This is a genomic window from Pseudomonas sp. ANT_H4, from assembly GCF_008369295.1.
Classification (GTDB): Bacteria; Pseudomonadota; Gammaproteobacteria; order Pseudomonadales; family Pseudomonadaceae; genus Aquipseudomonas.
Genome location: NZ_VOBG01000002.1, coordinates 222,012 through 246,493, shown reverse-complemented (window position 1 = coordinate 246,493; position 24,482 = coordinate 222,012). Strand labels below are relative to the sequence as shown.

Below are 24,482 nucleotides of genomic sequence, written 5' to 3'. Positions count from 1 at the left end.
CGTTCTACCTCAGCTTCAGGGTGGCAAGGCCGACCAGTACGAGAATCACGGTGATGATCCAGAAACGGACAATCACACGCGGCTCAGGCCAGCCCTTGAGTTCAAAGTGGTGGTGAATCGGCGCCATGCGAAACACACGGCGACCGGTCAACTTGAAGGAGGCCACCTGGATCACTACTGACAAGGTTTCCATTACGAAGACACCGCCCATGATGAACAGGACGATTTCCTGACGGACGATCACAGCGATGGTGCCCAGTGCGGCGCCCAGCGCCAGTGCGCCGACGTCGCCCATGAAGACTTGTGCCGGGTAAGTGTTGAACCACAGGAAGCCCAGGCCGGCGCCGATCAGCGCGCCGCAGAACACAATCAGCTCACCGGCCCCCGGGACATATGGGATCAGCAGGTATTCAGCAAATTTCACGTTACCCGACAGGTAGCAGAAGATGCCCAGGGCGCCGCCCACCATCACCGTCGGCATGATCGCCAGGCCGTCGAGGCCGTCAGTCAGGTTGACTGCGTTGCTGGAGCCGACAATCACGAAGTAGGTCAGCACCACGAAGCCTGCGCCCAAGGGAATGCTGATGTCCTTGAGCATCGGCAGGATCAGTGTGGTTTCCACCGCGCTTGGTGCGGTCATGTAAAGGAAGATCGCCGCGCCGAGACCGAACACCGATTGCCAGAAATACTTCCAGCGGCTTGGCAGCCCCTTGGAGTTCTTCTCGATCACCTTGCGATAGTCATCGACCCAGCCGATGGCGCCAAACAGCAGGGTCACCAGCAGCACCACCCAGACGTAGCGGTTATGTAGGTCAGCCCACAGCAGGGTGCTGATGCCAATGGACGAGAGGATCAGAGCGCCGCCCATGGTCGGAGTGCCGGACTTGGCCAGGTGCGACTGAGGGCCGTCGCTACGGACCGACTGGCCAATCTGCAGGCTTTGCAGGGTGCGAATCATCCAGGGCCCCAGGCACAGCGACAACGACAGCGCGGTCAGCACCCCGAGAATCCCGCGCAGGGTCAGGTACTGAAAGACCGCGAAGCCTTTATGGAACTGTTGCAGATACTCAGCCAGCAGCAGCAGCATTAATGTTTCTCCATACTTGAGCCACACAAGGCCGCGACGACGTTTTCCATCACCGCGCTGCGCGATCCCTTGATCAAAATAGTGGTGTGTTTGTCTTGTTCTGCGGCGTTCAGCGCCTGGATCAGCTCGGCCTGAGTAGCGAAGTGCTGCGCGCCCGGCCCGAAGGCGTTCACGGCGTAGGCCATGTTCGATCCCACGGCGTACAGCGCATCCACTTTGCCTGCGGCATAAGCGCCGACTTCGCGGTGAGCTTGTTCAGCCCAGTCGCCCAGTTCGGCGATATCGCCAAGAACCAGCACCTTGCGACCCTCGAAGCCGGTCAGCAGGTCGATGGCGGCACAGATCGAGGACTGGTTGGCGTTGTAGGTGTCATCAATGACGCGCATGCCGTTAGTTGCCAACTGCGCAACGGTGCGGCCCTTGACCGGTTGCACCGCGCCAAGGCCGGTAGCAATACCGAACAGCGAGACGCCCAATACGTAAGCGGCAGCAGCAGCGGCCAGTGCGTTGGCGACGTTGTGGTTGCCCAGCAGATTCAACTGCACGTGTTCATCGCCTTGCGGGCTATGCAAGGTGAAAGCCGGGCAGCCCCGTGCGTCGACGGTGATACCTGATGCGTGAAAATCGGCGGCGGCATTACGCACCGAGAAGCTCAAGACCTTGCGACCGGCGGCGCGTACACGCCAGATCTCAAAAGCCTTGTCATCAAGGTTCAGCACCGCGGTGCCGGAAGCATCCAGGCCTTCAAGAATTTCACCCTTGGCCTCGACGATTTTCTCCGGGCCGCCGAACTCGCCAACGTGGGCAGTGCCCGCATTGTTGATCACGGCGACATGGGGCCGGGTCATGGCCACGGTGTAGGCGATTTCGCCAAGGCGCGAAGCCCCCAACTCGATCACCGCCGCCGTGTGTTCCGGGGCCAGTTCGAGCAGGGTCAGCGGGACGCCGAAATCATTGTTCAGGTTGCCACGAGTGGCCAGTACTGGCCCGCGCGTGCGCAGGATGCCGGCCAGCAGTTCCTTGACGGTGGTCTTGCCGCTGGAGCCGGTAATGGCCGCGACAGGATTGCCGAAGGCGGCGCGGTTCAGGTCACCCAGTTGGCCCAAGGCCAGACGAGTGTCGGCCACCAGCAACTGCGGCAGCATCGAATCAGCGACTTCATGTTGTACCAGGGCGCCGACAGCGCCTTTGGCAGCAACGTCATTCAAGTAATCATGGCCGTCGAAGCGAGGACCGGCCAAGGCGACGAACAGTTGCCCAGGCTTGATCGCCCGGCTGTCGATGCTGACGCCGTCAAAGCTGCAATCGGCCGACAGCACACGAGCCGACAAAATCTGGGTAAGTTCGCTGAGTTTGAGCGCTTTAAGCATGGGCCACCTCCCACGCAGTCAAGGCGTGATCGGCTTCTACCAGATCGGAGAAGGCATGGCGTTCGCCGTTGATTTCCTGGTAATCCTCGTGGCCTTTACCGGCGAGCACCACCACATCGTCAGCGCCGGCGCTGGCAATCAGTTGGGCGATGGCGGCGCCGCGGCCGGCAACAAAGGTCACTTTCGCGACGTCGACAAATCCTTCGCGGATATCGTCGAAAATCTGGCTCGGTGCTTCGCTGCGCGGGTTGTCGTCGGTGACGAGCACGCCATCGGCCAAACGCTCCACCACTTCGGCCATCAATGGGCGCTTGCCGCGATCGCGGTCACCGCCACAGCCGAACAGGCACAGCAACTTGCCCTTGGCGTGGGGGCGCAGGGCCAGCAGGACTTTTTCCAGGGCATCGGGAGTGTGAGCGTAATCGACCACCACCAACGGCTGCGTGCCGCCGCCGAGGCGCTGCATGCGACCAATTGGCCCTTCGAGCTTGGGCAGCACTCGCAGGATTTCGTCCAGGGCGTAATCCAGACCGAGCAAGGCGCCGATGGCAGCGAGGACATTGCTCAGGTTGAAGCGACCCAGCAAGGTGCTGCGCAAGTGGTGCTCACCCTGAGGCGTCACCAGCGTGGCGCGCACGCCTTCGTCGTCAAACCGGGCTTCGCGGCAATAAAGGTACGCGCTGGAATCTTCCAAGCTGTAGCTGATCAGGCGTGCTTCACTTTTTTGTGCTGCCAACCGCCGACCGAATTCATCATCCAGATTGACTACCCGGCACTTCAGGTCATTCCAGGCAAACAGCTTGGCCTTGGCATCAGCGTAAGCCTCCATGGTGCCGTGGTAATCCAGGTGATCGCGAGACAGGTTCGTCATCACCGCCACGTCGAAGGCCAGGGCGGTGACCCGGCCCTGATCCAGGCCGTGGGACGATACTTCCATGGCAACCGCCTTGGCACCGGCCTTTTTCAGGTCGGCGAGGGTCGCCTGGACGGCAATCGGGTTGGGCGTGGTGTGCAGGCCGCTTTGCAGCGCGCCATAAAAACCAGTGCCCAGGGTACCGACAATGCCGCAGTGCTGGCCTAGCAGGTCTAGAGCCTGGGCGACCAATTGGGTCACGCTGGTCTTGCCGTTGGTACCGGTGACACCAATCAGGTTCAGGGTACGGCTCGGGTCGCCATAAAAGCGTCCGGCGATATCCGACAGCTGCGCCGCCAGGCCCTTGACCGGAATCAAGGGCACATCGGTAATTGGCAGTACGGTAGTACCATCGACTTCATAGGCCACTGCTGCCGCACCACGCTGCAAGGCGTCGGCGATATGGGAGCGGCCGTCGAACTTGCCGCCTGGCACCGCCAGGAACAGGTCGCCGGCACGTACGTTACGGCTGTCCAAAGTCAATTCGCGAATCAGCAGATCGCGGCCAGCGTGGGCAAAAATTTTGTTCAGGCTAAGAGACATCAGCCGCGCCCTCCATTGGCTTTTACAGCAGCGGCCGGTGGTCCGGCGTTCGCTTGTTGAGTAGGCGGCAGATTATCCGGCGTGATGTTCATCAGGCGCAGGGTGCCGGACATCACTTTGCTGAATACCGGTGCCGAGACCAGGCCACCGAAGTAGCCGGCCTTGCTCGGTTCGTCGATGACCACAACGATGGCGTAGCGCGGGTCGCTCATGGGGCCGAAGCCAGCGAACAGCGAGCGATAAGAGTTTTCTGCGTAGCCCTTGATGCCGACCGAAGTTTTACGGGCGGTACCGGACTTGCCGGCCACGTGATACGCCGGTACCTGGGCACGGAACACACCGCGCGGCGCCTCGATCACTTGTTGCAGCATGCCTTGTATGGTCTTGGCGACGTTTTCCGGGATGACCTGAGTCGCCTTTGGCGCTTCGTCGACATGGATTAGGCTCAGCGGCACCATGCGGCCGTTGTTGGCCAACACGGCAAAGGCATGGGCCAACTGGATCGCCGTCACCGACAGTCCGTAGCCGTAGGACAGCGTGGCGGTCTCGGCCTTGCGCCATTCGCGGTAGTTCGGCAGGTTACCGACGCGCTCACCCGGGAAGTCCAGGCCGGTAGGTTGACCGAGGCCGACCTTCTGGGCCAGGTGGTAAATGGCTTCACCGCCAATATCGAAGGCGACCTTGCTCATGCCGACGTTACTGGAGTTGATCAGGATGCCGGTCAAGTCCAGTACCGGACCTTCGGTGCGGGACACGTCACGAATGGTGTACTTGCCCAACTGCAGGGTGCCCGGATAAACCTCGACCTTGTCGCTGGGCTTCCAGCGTCCGGTTTCCAGAGCGGCACTCATGGAGATAGCTTTCATGGTCGAGCCCGGCTCGAACACGTCAATCATGGCGCGATTGCGCATCATCGCCGGTTGCAGGTTGCGACGGTTGTTGGGGTTGTAGGTCGGCTGGTTGACCATGGCGAGGATCTCGCCGGTCTTCACGTCCATGATCACCAGGCTGCCGGCCTTGGCGCCGTTCTCGATGATGGCGTTACGCAGCTCGCGGTTGGCCAAGTATTGCAGGCGCAGGTCAATCGACAACGCCAAGGGCTTACCGGCCTTGGCGTTTTTGGTGACCTGGACATCCTTGATCAGTCTGCCGCGCCGATCCTTGATGACCTGTCTTTTGCCGGGGACCCCGGCCAGCCATTCATCGTAGGCCAGTTCCACGCCTTCGCGGCCGTGGTCATCAATGTCGGTGAAGCCAACCATATGGGCAGTGGTTTCACCGGCCGGATAGAAACGCCGAAACTCCTCGATGCCATAGACACCAGGGATTTTCAGGTCGAGCACCTGCTGACCTTGCTCAGGGGTCAGCCCTCGAACAAGGTAGATGAATTCTTTATTGGCCTGGGCTTCCAGGCGTTCCTTCAGGGCTTTCGGGTCCTGGCCCAGGGCGGTGGCCAGTTCCGGCCATTTGTCCTTGGCGACTTGCAGTTCCTTGGCGTTAGCCCACAAGGTGGTCACCGGCGTACTAACGGCCAGAGGCTCGCCGTTGCGGTCGGTAATCAGCCCGCGGTGCGCAGGAATCGGAATATGACGCAGGCTGCGGGCATCGCCCTGACCGATCAGGAAGTCGCGATCTACCACTTGCAGGTCGACAATGCGCCAGACAATCGCGCCGACCATCAGTGCCAGCAAACCCAGCACCACACGGAAACGCCATGGGTAGAGTGCGCCTTCGAGTTTCATCATGGCGCCACCATGCGAACTTCTGCAGCGCCCGGAATGCGCATCTTCAGCTGTTCGGCGGCCAGCACTTCGATCCGGCTGTGGGCCGTCCAGGTGCTTTGCTCAAGAATCAACCGGCCCCACTCTGCCTGCGCCTTGTCGCGAACGCTTAACTCCCCGTACAGGGAGTTAAGCAATTGGCGGTTCCAGTGGGCGCTATAGGACACCGCAATCGCGGACACCAGCACGCCGATAAACAGCAGCAACATAAAGAAGCTGCCGCCCGGAAGGGGCTTGGCGAAGAGCTTGCTCACCGCAGCTTCTCCGCGACGCGCATGACAGCGCTGCGAGCACGTGGGTTGGCCTTGAGTTCGGCTTCGGAGGCGAACTGCGCTTTGCCATGGATTTTTATTTTCGGCACAAAGGCTTCGAAACGTACCGGCAGGTTGCGCGGCAGGTTATCGGTTTCGCCCTTGACCAGACGACGCATGAACAGCTTGACGATACGGTCTTCCAGGGAGTGGAAGCTGATCACCACCAGGCGACCACCCACTTCCAGGGATTCCAGAGCAGCTTCGAGGCCGGTCTCCAGATCGCCCAATTCGTTGTTGACGTGAATGCGCAGCCCCTGGAAAGCGCGGGTGGCCGGGTTCTTGCCCTTTTCCCACGCAGGGTTGGCAACTTTCAGCACTTCGGCCAGGTCGGCGGTGCGTTCGAACGGTTGGATTACCCGGCGCTCGGCCACGGCGCGGGCCATGCGACCGGAGAAACGCTCTTCACCGTACTCCTTGAACACACGGGCGATTTCTTCCACTGGAGCGGTGGCGATGAACTGCGCGGCGCTGACACCACGGGTCGGGTCCATGCGCATGTCCAGCGGGCCGTCGTTCATGAAACTGAAGCCGCGCTCAGGGTCGTCCAGCTGTGGAGACGACACGCCCAGGTCCAGCAGGACCCCGGCCAGCTTACCTGCCATGCCACGCTCAGCGACTTCCGCACCGAGCTCGGCAAAACTGCGCTGCACAACGACAAAGCGGCCGTCTTCGGCCGCTAGCGCTTGCCCGGTGGCAATCGCTTGAGGGTCTTTGTCGAACCCGAGGAGTTTCCCGTCGGAACCGAGCTGACTGAGTATCAAGCGGCTGTGCCCGCCACGCCCGAATGTGCCATCTAAATAGCAACCATCAGGGCGTACGGCGAGAGCCTGGACGGCTTCGTCAAGCAGTACGGTGATGTGGTTAAAGCCGCTATCAATAGTCACAGGATCAAATCACGCAGTTCATCAGGCATGGCGCCCGGTTGTTGAATAGCAGCCAGGTCCGCTGCAGAAACAGCATCCCAGGCATCCTCGTCCCACAATTGGAACTTGTTCAGTTGGCCTACCAGCATTGCGCGCTTATCCAGCTTGGCGTATTCGCGCAGACGCGGTGGGACCAGGAAACGACCACTGCCATCGAGCTCAAGGTCGACGGCATTACCAATCAGCAAACGTTGCAGACGGCGGTTTTCTTCACGCAATGAAGGCAGGGCACGCAACTTGGTTTCAATCAGTTCCCACTCGTCGAGTGGGTAAACGCACAAACAAGGGTCAACGGCATCGATAGTGATGATTAACTGTCCGGAACTTCGCGAAATAAGCTCGTCACGATACCGGCTCGGCATAGCGAGACGGCCTTTTGCATCGAGACTGATAGCGTTAGCTCCGCGAAACACAGATGCGCTTCTCCCATTTTTAGCGTTTTACGTTCAAAAAACCCACTTTGTGCCACTTTCCGCCACTTGCGCACACTATAGGAATGCGCCTACCACACCGTCAAGGCGCGGATTAAAGGAAAAGCCTTACAGAACGGAGATTTAGGAAGGTAAAAGGAAGAGAAACGAGAGTTCCAAGGCGGTTTTGACTCAACAACCACAAGTGACTCAAAGAACTAGAGATTGAAGTTAAAGTAATTTATTAAGAGTAAGATTTTTTCGGTATTACGAAGACGCATCTGCCAACGATTTGGCAGGGAGGGATTCTTGCGTTACTACCAGGTTTCTGCCCGAGAGTCGGACAGAGGGGAAAAAGGTGGAGAGTCGATCTATAAGCCGGGTTCTGTCTTGAACAGTCATTCGTCTACGATGGCCATCACTGGACATCTTTAGCAACCTACCCGGTTCCAGCGCGGGCCACGCCTTGGAACCCTATTTGGTCTTGCTCCAAGTGGGGTTTACCTAGCCACGAACTGTTGCCAGTCGTGCGGTGCGCTCTTACCGCACCTTTTCACCCTTACCGGCACCGAAGTACTTAGGCGGTTATTTTCTGTGGCACTTTCCGTAGGCTCACGCCTCCCAGGCATTACCTGGCACTTCGCCCTATGGAGCCCGGACTTTCCTCCCCCCCCTAATTTTCATAGAGGGCAGCGACTGTCCAATCGACTCTCCGCCGCGAAGATTAACGGCACGGGCCCTTCAGAACAAGCTTTAAAGCCAGCAGTGCCATCATCTTCCGACGTATCGCAGGTTAAACGGCGGAACTATTCACTCTTCTGCTTATCGAGCGCGGCTTGATAAAGCACATTCTTGCGCACGCCGGTAATTTCCGCCGCCAGGGCGGCTGCACGCTTGAGGGGCATCTCTTTAAGCAGCAAATCCAGGACCCGCATCGCCTCGCTACCGACAGCATCTTCGCTTTCCGGTGCCGACCAACCCGCCACCAGCACCACGCATTCGCCGCGCTGCTGGTTACTGTCACCCTCGACAAACGCGCGCAACGCTTCCAACGGCAGGCCCTTGAGGGTTTCGAAAGTCTTGGTCAGCTCCCGTGCCAGCAACGCCAAGCGCTCACCACCAAACACCAGCTCCATATCTTGCAGGCATTCAAGAATGCGGTGTGGGGCTTCATAGAAGATCAGGGTGCGCGGCTCTTCCTTCAACAATTCAAGACGCGCCCGTCGCCCTACGGCCTTAGCCGGCAGAAAGCCTTCAAAGATAAAGCGGTCCGACGGCAAACCGGCCGCAGACAATGCCGCAATCAGCGCGCACGCTCCCGGAACAGGCACTACATTGATACCAGCAGCCCGCGCCTGACGCACCAGGTGGTAGCCAGGATCGGAGATCAACGGCGTGCCGGCATCGGAGATCAGCGCCACATCATCGCCAGCCAGCAGTCGGGTGATAAAGCGGCTACCCTCCTCACGCTCGTTGTGCTCATGGCAAGCCGCAAGCGGTGTGGAAATACCGAAATGCTGCATTAAACGCAGGGAGTGGCGAGTATCTTCAGCGGCAATCAGTTTGGCTTCACGCAACACTTTCAATGCCCGTGCACTGATGTCGTCCAGATTGCCAATGGGCGTCGCCACCACAAAAAGCGAGCCAGCAGTGGAATTCAAAGGACCTGGAGCAGTCAAAGCGCACACCTCGATGATTGGCAAAAGCCACATTGTAGCGCGTAGACGTCAAAAAAATGCGCCACCGGGATCGCTCGCGGCCGGCCTGTTTGTTGACTTTGGTAGTGCCCGGCAATATTTACACGATCTAAATAGACGGTTTCACGCCAGTAACATCGCGCCCCGGCCAGTGCTTGGGTACAATTCCACGCTAATTTGATCGGTATCAGGAACACTTACATGATCGCTTGTCTGCGGCTGTTCTCTGCCCTCTGCCTCGCTGCCCTGTTGGCCGCTTGCGCCAGCTCGCCCTCGTCCAGCCTTGGCGACCTCCCACGGACTCCGGATGCCAGTATCGAGCAACTGCTCGAACAGGCCGCTTCGGCCAAGACGCCTGAAAAAGCCTCGCTGCTGCGCCTGAGCGCGGCGGACCTGGCTTTTCACCAGAACAATCCCGGACGTTCCGCGCAGATCCTTGCGCAAGTGCCACTGGATAGCCTCAAGCCTGCGGGACAGGTGTTCGCCAGCACCCTGGCGGCAGAACTGGCCATGACTCGCAACCAGCCCAAGGCGGCGTTGACGGCCCTGAACCATCTGAGCCTGAAAAACCTCAAGGAGCTGCCGCCGGAACAACAGATCCGTACAGGCACCGTGCATGCACGCGCTTATGAAGCTGATGGCCAGACCCTGGCCGCCGCTCGCGAGCGTGTCGACATGGCCCCGCTGCTCAGCGGCGACGCCGCCAGCAGCAACCATGAAGCCATCTGGACCTTGATTGCTGCCTTGCCTGCAGAGCAACTGCAAGCGACCAATAACCCAACGCTCGACGGCTGGATCAGCCTCGCCCTTGCAGTCAAGAGCGCCGGCACTCTGGAACAACAGCAAGCCGCCATCGACACATGGCGCGCCCAGAACCCTGGCCACCCTGCTGCAATCCAACTGCCGCTGCCGCTGACCAAGCTCAAGGAACTGGCCAGCCAGCCCCTGAACAAAATCGCCCTGCTGCTGCCCCAGGAAGGTCCGCTGGCCGCAGTAGCCAAGGCTCTGCGCGAAGGCTTCATGGCTGCGCACTACCAGGCTGAACAAGCCGGGCAAAAACCACCGATCATCGAGTTTTACGACAGCTCGCGCCTGACCTCCATCGATGATTTCTACAGCAAGGCCCAGGCTGCCGGTGTGCAACTAGTGATCGGCCCGCTGGAGAAACCGCTGGTCAAGCAACTCAATGCTCGCCCGCAATTACCTATCACTACCCTCGCCCTGAACTACAGCGAGGGTGACCAAGGTCCTGCGCAACTGTTCCAGTTCGGTCTGGCTGCCGAGGACGAAGCCCGCGAAGTCTCCCGCCGCGCCCGCGCCGACGGCCTGCACCGCGCAGCCGCCATGGTGCCGAAAGGCGAATGGGGTGACCGTGTATTCAAGGCCTTCCGCCAGGACTGGGAAGCCAATGGCGGCACCGTGATCGGTGTCGAACACGTTGACCAGCCGGTCGCCCTGGCCCAGCAGATTGCCGATCTGTTCCAGTTGCGCCAAAGCGAAGGTCGCGCCAAGAGCCTGCAAAGCACCGTCGGCACCGATGTTTCCGCGCAGCCATCGCGCCGCCAGGACATCGAGTTCATCTTCCTGGCCGTAACACCGCAGCAAGCCCAGCAGATCAAGCCGACCCTGAACTTCCAGTACGCAGGTGATGTTCCGGTGTATGCCACCTCCCACGTGTTCAGCGCCAGTGGCGACAAGAACCAGTACCTCGACATGAACGGCATTCTGTTCTGCGAAACGCCATGGCTGCTCAATACCACTGACCCGTTGCGCAATCAGGTCGCCGCACAATGGCCACAGGCCAACGGCAGCCTGGGCCGACTCTACGCAATGGGCGTTGACGCCTACCGCCTGGCCCCACGCCTGGGTCAGCTCAAGGCACTGCCGGATACTCGCATTGACGGCCTCTCCGGCAGCCTGGGCATGACCCCGACTCAGCGGGTCGAACGCCAGATGCCATGGGCACAGTTCGTCAGTGGCCAGGTTCAACGCCTGCCCGATACCCCGCGCTGATGCCCCAGCGGTCAAGCGCACAAAGCGGCAAGGACGCCGAACTTCAAGCTCTCAAACACTTGCAACAACAGGGCCTGCGGCTGGTGGCGCAGAACTGGTTGTGCAAACGCGGCGAGCTTGATCTGGTCATGCTTGACGGCGATACAGTAGTATTCGTCGAAGTCCGCTACAGAAAACACGCACAATGGGGTGGCGCGCTCGCCAGTATCGACGGGCGCAAGCGTCAAAAGCTGATACTCGCCGCGCAGTTTTTCCTGCTGAGCGAGCGTCGCTGGGCCGATTACCCCTGCCGTTTCGATGTGGTCGCCATAGAAAGCACCCCGCACGGAACCGCCGATCTGAACTGGCTGCGCAACGCGTTTGACGGCTGACCAGCACTCAGGCCGGGCCGAACATCTTCACCGCACACTTTTGCTCTTTGCTTTGCGGGCTGCACATTCTTGTGCCAAACAGCCGCGCTACTTAAGGTCACACAGATGGACATGCAATCCCGAATTCGCCAGCTTTTCCAGGCCAGTATCGATACCAAGCAACAGGCGATGGACGTACTTGCACCGCACATCGAGCAAGCCAGCCAAGTCATGGTCAACGCGCTGCTCAACGAAGGCAAAATGCTTTCGTGCGGCAACGGCGGCTCGGCCGGCGACGCCCAGCATTTCTCTTCCGAGCTGCTTAACCGCTTTGAGCGTGAGCGCCCGAGCCTGCCGGCCATCGCCCTGACCACCGACACCTCGACGATCACTTCGATCGCCAACGACTACAGCTACAACGAAATCTTCTCCAAGCAAATTCGCGCCCTCGGCCAACCGGGCGATGTACTGCTGGCGATTTCCACCAGTGGTAACTCGGCGAACATTATTCAAGCGATCCAGGCCGCACATGATCGTGAAATGATTGTCGTAGCATTGACCGGCCGTGATGGCGGCGGTATGGCCTCGCTGCTGTTGCCCGAAGACGTGGAGATCCGCGTCCCGGCCAATGTCACCGCACGTATTCAGGAAGTCCACCTGCTGACGATCCACTGCCTGTGCGATCTGATCGACAGCCAACTGTTTGGGAGTGAAGAATGACCGTTAACCGTCTCAGCCTATTGGCCCTTACGCTGTGCCTCGGCATCAGCGGCTGCAGCTCGGTAATCACCGCGAGCCGCGACACACCGATCAACGATGACAAGGGCACCCGTACGTTCGGCAGCAAGATCGATGACTCGTTGATCGAAACCAAGGTCGCCGTCAACGTCGCCAAGGCCAGCCCGGATCTGGGCAACGGCGCGTCGCGCATTGTCGTGACCAGCTTCAACGGTGTGGTGCTGCTCGCCGGACAAACTCCGCGCACCGACCTCAAGGCACAGGCTGAGCAAGCGGCCTCCACCGTGCAACGGGTCAAAAAGGTCCACAACGAGCTGCAGGTACTGCAACCCATCACGCTCCTGGCAATCAGCAGCGATGCGCTGCTGACCACCAAGATCAAGACACAGATGCTGACCGATAGCGCGATTCCCGGCTCACGGATCAAGGTCGTCACCGATAACGGCATCGTTTACCTGATGGGCCTGCTGACCCAGCAGGAAGCCACTCGCGCCACCAACCTGGTGCAGGGCGTATCCGGGGTTCAGAAAATTGTAAAGTTGTTCGAGTACATCGATTGATGTAACCGGGCCGCAACGAAAACGGGCGCCGTGCATTGATTGCACGGCGCCCTTTTTATTGGCTTGCGGTTACTGGTACTGCTGGTAAGGATTGCCCTGGAACTGGTTGTTCTGCTGCGGCGCTTGTTGCTGCTGTGCCGGTTGGCCGTACTGCTGGCCAGGAATCGCCTTGAGGTTGACCTCGACACGGCGGTTCTGCGCGCGGCCATTGACGTCGGCGTTGCTGGCAATCGGGTTATCCGGGCCGGCACCACGGGCCGACAGGTTGGCACCGCTGACACCCTGGGAGGTCAGGTAGGTCGCCACGCTTTGCGCACGACGTTGGGACAGGTCCATGTTGAGCTGACGAGTGCCGGTGCTATCGGTATAGCCGACAATTTCGATCTGGTTCTGGTTGAACTCCTTCAAGGAGTTCGCCAGGTTATTCAGGGGCTGGTAGAAGCTGGGAGCAATGTCGGCACGGTTGGTGGCAAAGGTGATATTACCCGGCATGATCAGCTTGATCTGATCGCCCTGGCGCTGAACCTCGACACCGGTATTGGCCATGCTTTCGCGCAGTTTCTTTTCCTGCTGGTCAGCGTAGTAGCCATAACCTGCAGCGCCGATACCGGCGACGGCGGCGCCGATCAGCGCACCCTTGCCACGGTTGTTATGGTCAATGGCCGCACCGGCCAACGCACCAGCCAGTGCGCCAAGCCCGCCGTACTTGGCGGTTTTGCTCATGCCTTGCGAACCCTCGTTCGCCTGTCCCTGGCTACCATCATAAGGATTGGGTGAAGCACAGCCCGACAACAAGGCTACAGCCGTAGCAACAACAAGCAGACGACGCGAAGTGAACATGGAGAAGCTCCTACTTTTGCATTCTATGATGCAGAGGACATTGGCAATGGACCTGTGTCGAGGTTTGAACACGACAAACGGTAAAAATTCCGTGTTCGGCTCCGGTCCTGTAACAAAAAATCAGGGCAAGCGTGGCTACAGAAACCGTAGCAGAAGCTCACAAAATCGGACCTGCCTTTTTGCTACAACGCCTCTCAACATCAAGCCCTGACAAAGGGGTTCTCACGCATTTCATCCCCCAGTCGCGTGTCCGGGCCATGGCCGGTTACCACCGTCGCGTCCTCATCCAGGGTGTAAAGCCGTTGTTTGATGGACCGCACGATGGTCGCCTGATCTCCACCCCACAGATCCGTGCGCCCGACGCCGCGCCGAAACAGCGTGTCCCCGGCGATCAGCAACTTGGCATCGGCAAACCAGAAACTCATGGACCCCGGTGTATGCCCAGGCGTGTGCAAGGCCACACCGCAGCCACAGGCCAACTCCTCATCGTCGGCCAACCAGCGGTCCGGCGAAGGTACCGGCGTGTAGGGCACACCAAACATCTGGCATTGCATTTCCAGGTTGTCCCAGAGGAATTGATCCTCCTTGTGCAGGTGCAGCGTGGCGCCGGTCTTTTCCTTCAACTGACCGGAAGCCAGGAAGTGATCAAGATGAGCATGGGTATGGATGATGCTCACCACTTTCAGGCCCAAGGCATCGAGCCGCGCCAGGATCAGCTCATGGTTGCCCCCTGGGTCAACCACGATGGCCTTTTTAGTGATGGGGTCGCCGATGATGGTGCAGTTGCACTGCAACGGGCCGACGGGGAAGGTTTCGCGGATCAGGGCGGGCACTTGGGACATCGGGTTGGCTCGGTATGCTGTGATGAGGCGATTCTGGCACAAAATGCACGACACCTACCCCAACAACCCCATCTCCTGCGCCCTCGCCACAGCCTGCGTGCGGCGCTCAACCCCCAGCTTGCTGTTGATATGGCTGGCGTGGGTCTTGACCGTGTGCAGGGAAATAAACAGCTGATTGCTGATTTCCTGGTTCGAGCACCCTTGTGCGATCAGGTGCAGCACCGCCAGCTCTCGCACACTCAGGGTTTCACAGGTGTGTGCAGCCTCGATGGGTTCGCGAGGGACGATGGCCGGCAATAACGCCAGCAGGCTTTGGTTCAGCAGGTCATGGGGGGCGTAGCCGAGTTGTTCCCGCGCCCAGTCGGGATAACGCTTAAACAGTGGCTGGAAGGGCTGCAATGCGCCTCCGGCGGCCGCTTCAAGTGCCTGGGCAAACACCGGGCGGGCCAGAGGTTCCTGACCACACTCCAGCAGCAACAGCGCCTGCTGGGTCAGTGCCATGAGATCGATCATCTGTCGGCCGTCCTGTCGAGCCCGCTGTGCCAGTTCGTCAAGCCTTTGGAGCGAGGCAGCGGGCTGATGACGAATCGCGTCCAGTGCAGCTTGTTGCAGCTCGATATGTTGTGGCAGGTGTGGATGAAACTCCGGCGCCGCCGCAGCCTGTCCACCGTTATAGGTTTGTCCCAGGCGTGTCAGCCAGGCTTCGGCCAGGTCGGTGCGACCCTGGGCCAGCCACAATTCGCATTTGATCAGGGTGATCATCGCCAGGTAGTAGATCGGCGGCACATCCCAGATATGCATCAGCCGTTCAGCCTCGGCCAGTTCGGCAAAGGCCTTGGGGAAATCCCCCCGATGGCCTTCAAGATTGGCGATTACGCAATAGCCGATCAGCACGCTGATATCCCGGCAGGCACGGGCCTCGACCAGTCCAGCGCGTAGGCGCAACAGGCCTGCCTCAGGCTGGCAGCGCATCAGCAACAGATATCCCTCGTACAACGCCAGACGCGCGCGCACTGCATACAGTCGCTGGGGTGCCAAGCCTTGCAGACGTTGCAGGCCCTGGCGCACCTCATCCAAAGAGCGCAGGATTTCGCCGCGTGCCTGCAGCACGCGCGCGCGGTCGTAGTGGGCCAAGGCCTCAAACAGCGGATTACCAACCCGTTGCGCCAGCTCCAGGGACTCGCGATTCAGACCACGGGCGCGCCATAGGTCGGCGTCGACGATGGCCAGGTTGGACAGCGTCGACAGGCACATCAGCCGCTGGCCATAACGCTTCTGCGGCAGGCTTTCCAATGCCTCGTTGCAATACAGCTGGGTCAACTCGCGGTTACCGCGCCCACGGGCGATGATCCCGCTAAGCGCCAACCACTGGGCAAGCATCGACTTCTGCGCGGTGGCCGACGGTGCTGGCAGGAATCGGCTGAGGTGGCTGGATAACTCTTGCGCCGCATCCAACTGGCAAGCAAGCCCCAAGGCCCAGCTATAAAGCACGATCAAGCGCGGCGTGCTGATCAGCAAGCTGTCGGGCAAGTCCATCTTCCAGCGCAGGAGCATGCCAACGTTCTGTTCGGCCAACAGTTGTTCTTCGGAAAGGTTTTGCACCAGGTTCGCCGCCACATCCAGATGGCCGGCGCGCAACGCTTGCTCCACGGCCTCATCGAGCAAGCCCTGGGTATTGAACCAGCGACATGCCCGCAGGTGCAGAGTGGCGGCCGGCAACACCGCATTGGTCGCACGCCGGGTACGCAACAGGTCGGAGAACAGATGGTGATAACGGAACCAGTGGCCCTGCTCATCCAGCGGCACCAGGAATACCTGATGAGCTTGCAGGTAACGCAGGATCTCGGCGCTATCGTGGGCTTCACGCACAGCGTCACACAGTTCGCTGCAAAAGCGTTCCTGGGACGCAGTGTCGTAGAGAAACCCCTGCACCTCCGGCGGCAGACAGTCGATCACCTCTTCAAGCAGGTAATCACGTATCAGCCCTTCCCCGCCGTGCAAGCCTTGGGGCAAGGCGCCGTCGCTACCGGCTTCGGAAGCCGCCAGCAACCAGAAGCGCAGGCCAGCAACCCAGCCTTCGCTGCGGCGGATCAGGTTGTCCAGCGCCTCGCCGCGCAATGAACTGCTGTGCCGGTCGAGCAAGGCCAGGGACTCATCGTTGGTCAGGCGCAGGTCTTGCTCATGCAACTCCAGCAAATGCCGGGACAGGCGCAAGCGCGCCAGGTGCCAATCCGGACGCTGGCGACTGGTAACCAGCACCAGCAGGCCATCGGGCAAATGATTGAGGAAAAATTGCAGGCAACGGTCGAGCACCGGGCCCTGGGCCAGATGGTAGTCATCCAGCACCAGCAACAGAGGTTTACGGGTGGACAAGTGGACCGTCAGCTCATCGAGCAGGCCATCGAGCCATTCTTCAAAGGCGAACGGTTGATGGCGCTGACGCATTTTCAGCAGGCCCAGGGCCTGGGCGCCCAATTGCGGGAAATACTGTTGCAAGCCATCGAGCAGACGCTCAAGGAAACGCCCCGGATCACTGTCACGCGAGCTGAGCCCCAGCCACAGGCTTTGCCAGTGGGGCGCCAGGCTCTGGCAGAACTCCACCGCCAGCGAACTCTTGCCGAACCCGGCCGGTGCGCTGACCAGCAACAAGCGCCCATGCAGGCCAGCGCTCAGCCGTTCGCACAGGCGAGGGCGCAACACATAGCCATCCGGCAGTGGGGGTCGATAGAAGCGCGCTTCCAGGGACGGGATTACCGCGCTGGCAGGCCCTTGAATTCGGGACAGATCAGTCATCGCCGGGCTCTTGTAATAGGCTGTGGTCGGCATTGCAGATGTCCGCAGACTAGCGGTAAAAGCTGCAGCTTTGTAGATCTTTGCAACAATTGTCTGAAAAAAACTACAACAAGAAATATTCAGAGCTGCAGAAAAACGCCCCGAACCAGTCGGGGCGTTTTACGAGGATGCGGCCTCGTTTAGAGCACGTTAGCGAACACCCTCTTGGCGCAATGCCGCAGGGGTGAAGTCGCTGGTGGTGGCGGTGAAGCCGAAGTCATAGGCCTGCTTCTCTTCGTTCTTCATGCCCAGTGCCAGGTAGCGGCCGGACTGCAGGTCGTAGAGGGTTTCCAGGGCGTACCACGGCACTTGCTTGTCGTAGTAGTTTTCGCCATGGGCTTCAGCCACACGCCACAGTTGGCCACGACCGTCGTAGTGATCGATCACAGCTGCCTGCCAGGTGTCTTCGTCGATGTAGAAGTCACGCTTGGCGTAGATGTGACGCTGGCCTTCCTTCAGGGTGGCGACCACATGCCAAACCCGGCGCAGCTCGTAGCGAGCCAGGTCCTGATTGATGTGGCCGGCCTTGATGATGTCGGCGTACTTGAGCTTCGGATCGTCGAGCTTGTAGCTGTTGGAGGCGATGTAGATTTCCTTCTTGCCTTCCAGTTTCCAGTCGTAGCGATCCGGGGCACCGTTGTACATATCGAGGTTATCGGAAGTACGCAGGCCATCAGCAGCAGTACCCGGCCCGTCATAGGACACTTGCGGCGCCCGACGCACACGACGCTGACCGGCGTTGTAGACCCACGCCGAACGCGGTTCCTTCACTTGGTCGAGGGTCTCGTGCACCAGCAGCACACCACCAGCCAAACGCGCCGGCGCGGTCACTTTCTGCTTGAAGTAGAACAGGATATTGCCCGGATTTTTCGGGTCGTAGTCCTTCATCTTGTCGCGGAACACGAACTGGTCCTGGAAGTACACCAGGCTGTAGGAGCCGTTGGGTTGTGGCGTGGCTTGGGTCACCAGACGCGTCACACTGCCGCCGCGGTAGCGGGTGATGTGGTTCCAGATCACCTCAACGCCAGTCTTGGGAATCGGGAATGGCACGGCGCTCTCGAAGTTTTCCAGGCCGTTGCCGCCGGACACCAGATTGGTGCTGGTAGCATTTTTCTTGATAGAGGCGAACACCTCTGCCGGCACGGTCGCGCCGCGATGGGACGAATACACCGGCATCTTGAAGGATTCCGGGTAGCGCTTGAACATCGCGTACTGCCCCGGCGCCAGCTTGTCCTTGTACTGCTCGACGTTCTGCGCGGTGATGGTGAACTGTGGTTGCTCACTGGCGTAAGGGTTGGCCAGGAATCCCCGCGCGTCCACAGCACCGGCATTGGTCGCCAACGGCTTCCAGGCCGGGATGGTACCCGCCGCGTTACCGGCCATTTCCGCACCCATCGGGGTCAGGCTCGTGCCCAGCTTGGCGGCTTCATCCGCCGACACCGCCGCCATGACGCTGCCGGCCATTATCGACAGCCCAAGCACACCCACGTGCAACAGACTTTTGGTTATTTTCATGTTCTGGTCTTCCTGAAAATACATGCTGCTTGAAAGAGTGTGCTTAGAAGTTCACGCCGGCGCTGAGTGCGACAAAGTCGCGGTCATCCACAGTGCTGAAGTCGCCACCGAAGAAGTTGGTGTAGTTCAGGCTGACGGTGTAGGTGTTCTGGTACTCGGCATCGACACCCAGGCTGACAGCCTTGCGACCCTCTTCGAAGTTGGCGCCAGGGCCAGGGGAGTAACCCTTGACGTCATGGGACCAGGCCACGCTTGGCTTGAGGTTGACCCCAGCAAACACGTCCGGGTATTCCCAGATGGCCCGAGCGCGGTAGCCCCAGGAAGTCGCTGTGGTGAAGCCGTCGTTGTTACAGTTGGTGTTCAGGCCGGCTGCGTTCGGCAGCCCTGCGCCCGCTGCGGTGGAGTTGTTGAGGGCATTACAGAAACCACCAGGCAGGGTGCCGGGGCCGAACACCGGGTCGCGGCCATAACGGGCCTCGGATTTGCTTTCCAATCCACCCACATGCGTCACACCGATTTCGCCGACGGTGGTCAGGCGGCTGGCGCCCATGACCTGGTCGAAGAAATGCGTGAACGTGGTCTGGAACTGGGTGACTTCCTTGCGGTTGTAACCGTGCAGGTCCTGGCCTGGGCTGCCTTTCAATACCGAGGCATTGCCATAACCCGGGATCGGTGTGACGCCGGCGAAGAGGATGTCGGTAGTACTCAGCTGGACCGGCGCGTTTGGCCGATAGCTCAACTCACCACTCCAGGCGGTGCCGGTAGGCAGCGTGGTGGAGAAGCTCAAGCCGTAAAGACGAATATCTTCAGGGTACTCGATGAAGTAGTTGGAGCTGCCCGCGACAATCAACGGCCGCAATGCAGCCAAAGGTCCCAGTGGCCGGGTGAAGGCCGATGCTGGAGCACCATGCGCGCTGAAGATCGGCGCACGGCTGTGGTAGTTCATGAAGTACGCGCCAAACTCGGTGTCCAGCGGTTCGAAGTTGTAGTGCATGGCCACGCCGAACTGGCCGCTATCGCGCGCATCACGGTCAGGACCACGACGCACCAGGACACCTTCGCTATTCACGTCCACGCCGAGAGCGTTGAGGGTCGGCAAAGCGGCGCCAGGTATGGTCGAACGCTTGTTCAGCACCCGCAGATTATTGTCGCAACCATCGGACACCACATCCGGCTGGGAGAAGAACGTCCCGCAGTTATCGGTAACCGTCTGGTCCCATTCCAACTGATAGAAGGCTTCCGCCGACAGGTTATCGGTCAGGGTTTGCGACACGTAGAACATGTTGACCGGGATCAGGCCTTCCTTGATCTCGGCTCCCGGACGACGGAATGCGGACACGTCGATCGGGTTGATGGAGTTGATGCCGCCGCCGATGAAAGTACTCTCACCCCAGCTCACCACCTGCTTACCAAAACGCACGGAACCCGGCTGATCGGCAATCGCATAGTTGTGATAAACGAACGCATCGAGAATCTGTCCGCCAGAAGACTTGGCGCCCTCTTTGCGGTTGTTGTCGCTGATGTCCTTGAACAGACGACTTTCATCCTTGAGTTCAAAGTCGTACCAGTACTTGCCACGCACAAACACACCGGTGTCGCCGTATTTCAGCTCCAGGTCATGAATGCCCTTGAAGATCTTCGAGAACGTTTCACCGCGCTTGAAGTTCAAGTGGCCGTCATCGGAGGTTTGCGACAACCCCTTGCCACCGTTGTTGGCACCGATCAGGTCTTTGTTGGCGTTGGCCGTGGACCAACTGGCCCCCACGGAAAGGGACGAATCGAAGCTGCCTTCGATTTCACCGATGTTGAAACTGACGCCGAATGCGGGCCCGGCGAGGGTCGAGGCAAGACTGACAGCCAGGGGCAATCTCGCCCGGCGCCAGAACTGGTTTACTGAGGTCATCGACGCTACTCCATGTGCATTATTGTTATGGCAGTGAGCCCTTTCAAAACATGCTTGTAACGGCCGGAATACAACGATTCCAATGCCGGACGACCGTCGAACCTCCATGGCCCGCAGCGCTGCACCCTTGAAAAACTCTGGGAAGGACTATAGCCAGCAGGGGGTACCGCTTGATCCCTCTAAAGTGTGATTTGCATCACCAACCCGTCTGCCGCAGTCCTTTCACCATGTCAGCGAGGGCTGACGCGAGAGAGGATGGCTGAAAATCGGCAAATGACAAGGCGAAGGCTTGTGATAGAGCTTTGCCGTGCTCCGAAGAGCACGGCAAAGGGCATCAAAGGGTGGAGAGGAAGGTGCTGTTATTAGCTTGCCATTCAATGATGTCAATGCGGATACGTTTCTTGTCGAGCTTGCCAACACTGGTCTTGGGAATTTCCGTAACAATGGCAATCTGACTCGGGATCGCCCACTTGCTCAGATGGCCCTGCTCGACAAACGGCTTGAGGTGTTCCTTGAGTTCACGTGCGCCAATTCCATGCCCCTCACGCACCACCAGCAAGGCAAACGGGCGCTCGCCCCACTGCGGATCGGCAATCCCCACCACCGCTACTTCGCGTACCGCCGGGTGGCGACTGACCAGGTCTTCAAGAGCCAGCGAAGAGATCCATTCGCCGCCGGTCTTGATCACGTCCTTGATGCGGTCACGAATGTCGATTACGCCAAAGGCGTCAAGGGTTGCCACGTCACCGGTGTGCATCCAGCCGCCGGCCCACAGCTCGGCGCCCTTCTCCGGTTCTTTGAAATAGCCTTCGCTGAGCCACGGCGCCCGCAGCACCAGTTCGCCCTGGGATTCGCCGTCAGCCGGCAGGAAGTTACCGTCGCCGTCGATGATCGCCGCTTCCACCAACGGGCCAGGCACACCGGCCTTGATGCGGTAGGTGGTGCGTTCGTTTTCGGTGCCGGCGATCAACTCATCGTTGAGGTGCGCGCACGACACCAGCGGGCCGGTCTCGGACATGCCGTAGGCGGCGGTCAACTGAATGCCGCGAGCCTTGGCCGCTTCATACAGCGAGTGGTTGAGAGAGCTGCCGCCGATGACGATTTTCCAGCCGCCAAAATCCACGCCCTGAGCGGCCTTGGCGTTGAGCACCATTTGCAGGATGGTCGGCACGCAATGGGAGAACGTGACCTTCTCCTTACGCCACAGCTCCACCAGGTATTCCGGGTCGTAACGTCCGGGATAGACCTGTTTCAGGCCGAGCATGGTGGCAACGTACGGCAGGCCCCAGGCATGCACATGGAACATCGGCGTGATGGGCATGTAGACGTCGTTGGTGCCCAGCAGGCGCACGCTGTCGACGCTGCCCATGATGGTCGCCACACCTATGGTGTGCAGGACCAGTTGGCGATGGGTGAAATACACCCCTTTCGGGTTGCCGGTGGTACCGGTGGTGTAGAAGGTGGTAGCGACCGAGTGCTCGTCGAAGTCTTCGAAGGTGTATTGCGGGCTGGCGGCGGCCAGCAATTGCTCGTATTCGCCCACAAAGTTGGGCAGGTCGGCGGTTTTTTCCGCACCATCGGTCAGCAACAGGGTTTTATCGACGGTGGTCAACTGCCCGGCAATGGCCTGGTAAAGGCCGACGAACTCGCTGTTGACCAGCACAAAGCGGTCCTCGGCGTGGTTCATGGTGTAGAGAATCTGTTCCGGCGACAGGCGCACGTTGATGGTGTGGATCACCGCGCCAATCATCGGGATGGCGAACATGCATTCCAGGTAACGATGGCTGTCCCAGTCCATCACCGCCACGGTGTCACCGGCCTTGACCCCGGCTTCGGTCAGCACGTTGGCCAGGCGGGCAACCCGCTCAATAAGGGTTGGGTAGGTGTAGCGAAGCTTGTCGCGGTAGACGATTTCCCGGGTTTTCTCGTAGCGGGCGCCGGACATCAACAGGCGTTTGATCAACAGCGGGTATTGGTAGGCGCCTTCGGCGGGCGGGATAATACGAGTCTGCAACATACGAATCCCTTTTCTGACTGCACGGTCTGGGCTAAAGGATTTGCACTTTAGAGACCTTGCGCGCCGCTCAAATCAGCCAAAGGAATGATTTGCAGAACCCTGTGGATACTAGCCTTGCGCCATCAACCGCCTCATTTCATCTCGGTAAACGCCAGCTTCACACCAATGGTAATCAGCACTACGCCCATGGTCCGGTCGAACCAATGGCCCATGCGGGCAAACCCGGCGCGCACCCGCTGCTGGCTGAACAGCATTGCCACCAGGCAAAACCAGATCGCCGTCGCCACTGCCAGATAAACCCCATAACCGGCCTGGATCGCCAACGGCGTGTGGGGATTGATAACCACGGTGAACAGCGACAGGAAAAACAGCGTGGCCTTGGGGTTCAGGCCATTGGTGACAAATCCCGAGGTAAACGCCCCGCGCGCAGTGCGCTCGCCCGCTTCACGGTGCAGATCGTCTTCGCTCGCAGGCTTGGCCGGTTGGGCACGCAAGGCTTTGAAACCGATGTACAGCAAGTAAGCTGCTGCTGCCCATTTCAGCGCATTGAACAGCACGATGGACTGGGACACGATCAAGCCAATACCGAGCAACGAGTAGCCTACATGCAGGAAAATCGCTGAACCAACACCCAACGCCGTCCATGTCCCGGCACGCCGGCCATGGGTCACGCTCTCGCGCACCACCACGGCAAAGTCCGGCCCAGGGCTGGCCACCGCCAGCAGGTGAATAAGGGCGACGGTCAAGAACTCGGTGAGGTACATGCACACTCCAGGAAGTAACTGATTATTTCATCTGATAGGCTCGGCAGATTACGCCTTTGAACCCTGCCGCAAAAGGTACAGTTGATGACGAACAATCGCCGCGCCGTCTTTCTCGATTACAGCTCCCTGGACCTTGGAGACCTTGACCTGAGCGGGTTGCGAAAAACCTTCAGCGACTTGCAACTCTGTGAACAGACCTCGCCTGCGCAAGTTGTCGAGCGCCTGCACGGCGCTCAGGTGGCAATCAGTAACAAGATCCTGCTCAACGCCGAGACCCTGGCAGCGTGCCCCGACCTGAAGCTGATCCTGATCGCCGCCACCGGCACCAATAACGTCGACCTCGCCGCCGCCCGCGCCCAGGGCATTACCGTGAGCAATTGCCAGGGTTACGGCACACCTTCGGTGGCGCAACACACGATCATGCTTTTGCTCAACCTCGCCACGCGCTTGCAGGACTATCAAAAGGACGTCAGCGCCGGTCGCTGGCAGCAGGCAAAACAGTTCTGCCTGCTGGACCACCCGATCGTCGAGCTGGAAGGTAAAACCCTCGGTTTGCTCGGTCACGGTGAGTTGGGCAGTGCCGTGGCGCGCCTGGCCGAAGCCTTCGGCATGCGCGTGGTGCTGGGAGCAATACCGGGGCGTCCGGCCCGCGCCGACCGGGTGCCTCTGGATGAGCTGCTGTCCCAAGTCGACGCCCTGACGCTGCACTGCCCCCTCAACGAACATACCCGCCACTTCATCGGCGCTCGGGAGTTGGCGCTGCTCAAGCCCGGCGCGTTCGTGGTCAATACCGCGCGCGGTGGCTTGATCGACGAGCAAGCCCTGGCCGACGCCCTGCGCAACGGTCATCTAAGCGGTGCGGCTACCGATGTGCTGAGCGTGGAACCGCCGACGGTGGGCAATCCATTACTGGCTGGCGACATTCCACGGCTAATCGTCACGCCACACTGCGCGTGGGGCAGCCGTGAAGCACGGCAACGAATCGTTGGCCAATTGACGGAAAACGCCCAGGGGTTTTTCAGTGGCGCACCGCAGCGCGTCGTCAGTTGCTAAACTGCGCCCCTTTTCAA

At 59.8% G+C, this 24,482-nt stretch carries 20 protein-coding genes and 1 other RNA gene; 5 read left to right on the top strand and 16 right to left on the bottom strand.

Annotated elements, in window-relative coordinates; translation table 11 throughout:
- Positions 1 to 4: 4 nt before the first annotated feature.
- The 9 genes from mraY to rsmI form a co-directional block, all read right to left on the bottom strand.
- Entirely contained in the window at positions 5 to 1,087 is a 1,083-nt protein-coding gene (gene mraY / locus FQ182_RS03775) for a phospho-N-acetylmuramoyl-pentapeptide-transferase (protein WP_133099825.1), read from the bottom strand.
- Positions 1,087 to 2,457: a UDP-N-acetylmuramoyl-tripeptide--D-alanyl-D-alanine ligase gene (gene murF, locus FQ182_RS03770; protein WP_149410928.1), complete on the bottom strand. Its 1,371-nt coding sequence runs from the start codon at positions 2,455 to 2,457 to the stop codon at positions 1,087 to 1,089. The genes mraY and murF overlap by 1 nt, the downstream gene beginning before the upstream one ends.
- Positions 2,450 to 3,913: a UDP-N-acetylmuramoyl-L-alanyl-D-glutamate--2,6-diaminopimelate ligase gene (locus FQ182_RS03765; protein ID WP_149410927.1), complete on the bottom strand. Its 1,464-nt coding sequence runs from the start codon at positions 3,911 to 3,913 to the stop codon at positions 2,450 to 2,452. The genes murF and FQ182_RS03765 overlap by 8 nt, the downstream gene beginning before the upstream one ends.
- On the bottom strand, positions 3,913 to 5,655 hold the full coding sequence (locus FQ182_RS03760) for a penicillin-binding protein 2 (protein WP_178114386.1): 1,743 nt from the start codon (positions 5,653 to 5,655) through the stop codon (positions 3,913 to 3,915). Before FQ182_RS03760 ends, FQ182_RS03765 begins: the two co-directional genes overlap by 1 nt.
- Positions 5,655 to 5,948 (bottom strand): cell division protein FtsL, encoded by a 294-nt coding sequence (gene ftsL, locus FQ182_RS03755; protein WP_133099829.1) that lies wholly within the window; start codon positions 5,946 to 5,948, stop codon positions 5,655 to 5,657. The genes FQ182_RS03760 and ftsL overlap by 1 nt, the downstream gene beginning before the upstream one ends.
- Positions 5,945 to 6,892: a 16S rRNA (cytosine(1402)-N(4))-methyltransferase RsmH gene (gene rsmH, locus FQ182_RS03750; RefSeq protein WP_371923849.1), complete on the bottom strand. Its 948-nt coding sequence runs from the start codon at positions 6,890 to 6,892 to the stop codon at positions 5,945 to 5,947. The genes ftsL and rsmH overlap by 4 nt, the downstream gene beginning before the upstream one ends.
- Positions 6,889 to 7,344, bottom strand: a complete 456-nt coding sequence (gene mraZ / locus FQ182_RS03745) for a division/cell wall cluster transcriptional repressor MraZ (RefSeq protein ID WP_003171868.1) — start codon at positions 7,342 to 7,344, stop codon at positions 6,889 to 6,891. The genes rsmH and mraZ overlap by 4 nt, the downstream gene beginning before the upstream one ends.
- Positions 7,345 to 7,699: 355 nt before the next feature.
- Positions 7,700 to 8,053, bottom strand: an RNA gene (gene rnpB, locus FQ182_RS03740) — RNase P RNA component class A.
- A 94-nt stretch (positions 8,054 to 8,147) separates the two neighbouring features.
- The gene (rsmI, locus tag FQ182_RS03735) at positions 8,148 to 9,053 is read right to left on the bottom strand and encodes a 16S rRNA (cytidine(1402)-2'-O)-methyltransferase (RefSeq protein ID WP_178114381.1); all 906 of its coding nucleotides are present in this window, start codon (positions 9,051 to 9,053) and stop codon (positions 8,148 to 8,150) included.
- A 186-nt stretch (positions 9,054 to 9,239) separates the two neighbouring features.
- Between rsmI and FQ182_RS03730 the strand changes: the two genes are divergently transcribed.
- The 4 genes from FQ182_RS03730 to FQ182_RS03715 all read left to right on the top strand — a co-directional run bounded on the left by FQ182_RS03730 (position 9,240) and on the right by FQ182_RS03715 (position 12,699).
- The gene (locus FQ182_RS03730) at positions 9,240 to 11,051 is read left to right on the top strand and encodes a penicillin-binding protein activator (RefSeq protein ID WP_149410925.1); all 1,812 of its coding nucleotides are present in this window, start codon (positions 9,240 to 9,242) and stop codon (positions 11,049 to 11,051) included.
- On the top strand, positions 11,051 to 11,422 hold the full coding sequence (locus FQ182_RS03725) for a YraN family protein (RefSeq protein WP_133099832.1): 372 nt from the start codon (positions 11,051 to 11,053) through the stop codon (positions 11,420 to 11,422). The genes FQ182_RS03730 and FQ182_RS03725 overlap by 1 nt, the downstream gene beginning before the upstream one ends.
- 105 nt (positions 11,423 to 11,527) lie before the next feature.
- Positions 11,528 to 12,121, top strand: a complete 594-nt coding sequence (locus tag FQ182_RS03720) for a phosphoheptose isomerase (protein WP_133099833.1) — start codon at positions 11,528 to 11,530, stop codon at positions 12,119 to 12,121.
- A complete protein-coding gene (locus FQ182_RS03715) occupies positions 12,118 to 12,699 on the top strand; it encodes a BON domain-containing protein (protein WP_149410924.1) in 582 nt (193 codons plus the stop codon). The genes FQ182_RS03720 and FQ182_RS03715 overlap by 4 nt, the downstream gene beginning before the upstream one ends.
- 69 nt (positions 12,700 to 12,768) lie before the next feature.
- Here the strand turns inward: FQ182_RS03715 and FQ182_RS03710 are convergent, their stop codons facing one another.
- From FQ182_RS03710 to FQ182_RS03680, 7 genes are all read right to left on the bottom strand, one after another.
- Positions 12,769 to 13,539 (bottom strand): OmpA family protein, encoded by a 771-nt coding sequence (locus tag FQ182_RS03710; protein ID WP_149410923.1) that lies wholly within the window; start codon positions 13,537 to 13,539, stop codon positions 12,769 to 12,771.
- 200 nt (positions 13,540 to 13,739) lie between these two features.
- A complete protein-coding gene (locus FQ182_RS03705) occupies positions 13,740 to 14,381 on the bottom strand; it encodes an MBL fold metallo-hydrolase (protein WP_149410922.1) in 642 nt (213 codons plus the stop codon).
- Between the two features lie 54 nt (positions 14,382 to 14,435).
- Positions 14,436 to 17,174, bottom strand: a complete 2,739-nt coding sequence (locus FQ182_RS03700) for a LuxR C-terminal-related transcriptional regulator (protein WP_149410921.1) — start codon at positions 17,172 to 17,174, stop codon at positions 14,436 to 14,438.
- A 189-nt stretch (positions 17,175 to 17,363) separates the two neighbouring features.
- Complete coding sequence (locus tag FQ182_RS03695) at positions 17,364 to 18,728, bottom strand: DUF1329 domain-containing protein (RefSeq protein ID WP_149410920.1); 1,365 nt, start codon at positions 18,726 to 18,728, stop codon at positions 17,364 to 17,366.
- A gap of 43 nt (positions 18,729 to 18,771) precedes the next feature.
- Positions 18,772 to 20,631 carry a DUF1302 domain-containing protein gene (locus FQ182_RS03690; RefSeq protein ID WP_149410919.1) on the bottom strand — a complete coding sequence of 620 codons (1,860 nt, stop codon included), beginning with the start codon at positions 20,629 to 20,631 and terminating at the stop codon, positions 18,772 to 18,774.
- Positions 20,632 to 20,965: 334 nt separating this feature from the next.
- A complete protein-coding gene (locus tag FQ182_RS03685) occupies positions 20,966 to 22,648 on the bottom strand; it encodes a fatty acid--CoA ligase (protein ID WP_149410918.1) in 1,683 nt (560 codons plus the stop codon).
- A gap of 131 nt (positions 22,649 to 22,779) precedes the next feature.
- Positions 22,780 to 23,412, bottom strand: a complete 633-nt coding sequence (locus FQ182_RS03680; protein WP_149410917.1) for a LysE family translocator — start codon at positions 23,410 to 23,412, stop codon at positions 22,780 to 22,782.
- Between the two features lie 84 nt (positions 23,413 to 23,496).
- Between FQ182_RS03680 and FQ182_RS03675 the strand changes: the two genes are divergently transcribed.
- Positions 23,497 to 24,465, top strand: coding sequence for a 2-hydroxyacid dehydrogenase (locus FQ182_RS03675; protein ID WP_149410916.1), 969 nt, complete (start codon positions 23,497 to 23,499; stop codon positions 24,463 to 24,465).
- Positions 24,466 to 24,482 lie beyond the last annotated feature (17 nt).

Excerpts from the sequence above, each read along its gene's own strand:
- mraY (WP_133099825.1), bottom strand. The coding sequence starts at position 1,087 with ATGCTGCTGCTGCTGGCTGAGTATCTGCAACAGTTCCATAAAGGCTTC.
- murF (WP_149410928.1), bottom strand. The coding sequence starts at position 2,457 with ATGCTTAAAGCGCTCAAACTCAGCGAACTTACCCAGATTTTGTCGGCT.
- FQ182_RS03765 (WP_149410927.1), bottom strand. The coding sequence starts at position 3,913 with ATGTCTCTTAGCCTGAACAAAATTTTTGCCCACGCTGGCCGCGATCTG.
- FQ182_RS03760 (WP_178114386.1), bottom strand. The coding sequence starts at position 5,655 with ATGAAACTCGAAGGCGCACTCTACCCATGGCGTTTCCGTGTGGTGCTG.
- rsmI (WP_178114381.1), bottom strand. The coding sequence starts at position 9,053 with ATGTGGCTTTTGCCAATCATCGAGGTGTGCGCTTTGACTGCTCCAGGT.
- FQ182_RS03730 (WP_149410925.1), top strand. The coding sequence starts at position 9,240 with ATGATCGCTTGTCTGCGGCTGTTCTCTGCCCTCTGCCTCGCTGCCCTG.
- FQ182_RS03725 (WP_133099832.1), top strand. The coding sequence starts at position 11,051 with ATGCCCCAGCGGTCAAGCGCACAAAGCGGCAAGGACGCCGAACTTCAA.
- FQ182_RS03720 (WP_133099833.1), top strand. The coding sequence starts at position 11,528 with ATGGACATGCAATCCCGAATTCGCCAGCTTTTCCAGGCCAGTATCGAT.
- FQ182_RS03715 (WP_149410924.1), top strand. The coding sequence starts at position 12,118 with ATGACCGTTAACCGTCTCAGCCTATTGGCCCTTACGCTGTGCCTCGGC.
- FQ182_RS03710 (WP_149410923.1), bottom strand. The coding sequence starts at position 13,539 with ATGTTCACTTCGCGTCGTCTGCTTGTTGTTGCTACGGCTGTAGCCTTG.
- FQ182_RS03705 (WP_149410922.1), bottom strand. The coding sequence starts at position 14,381 with ATGTCCCAAGTGCCCGCCCTGATCCGCGAAACCTTCCCCGTCGGCCCG.
- FQ182_RS03700 (WP_149410921.1), bottom strand. The coding sequence starts at position 17,174 with ATGACTGATCTGTCCCGAATTCAAGGGCCTGCCAGCGCGGTAATCCCG.
- FQ182_RS03695 (WP_149410920.1), bottom strand. The coding sequence starts at position 18,728 with ATGAAAATAACCAAAAGTCTGTTGCACGTGGGTGTGCTTGGGCTGTCG.
- FQ182_RS03690 (WP_149410919.1), bottom strand. The coding sequence starts at position 20,631 with ATGACCTCAGTAAACCAGTTCTGGCGCCGGGCGAGATTGCCCCTGGCT.
- FQ182_RS03685 (WP_149410918.1), bottom strand. The coding sequence starts at position 22,648 with ATGTTGCAGACTCGTATTATCCCGCCCGCCGAAGGCGCCTACCAATAC.
- FQ182_RS03680 (WP_149410917.1), bottom strand. The coding sequence starts at position 23,412 with ATGTACCTCACCGAGTTCTTGACCGTCGCCCTTATTCACCTGCTGGCG.
- FQ182_RS03675 (WP_149410916.1), top strand. The coding sequence starts at position 23,497 with ATGACGAACAATCGCCGCGCCGTCTTTCTCGATTACAGCTCCCTGGAC.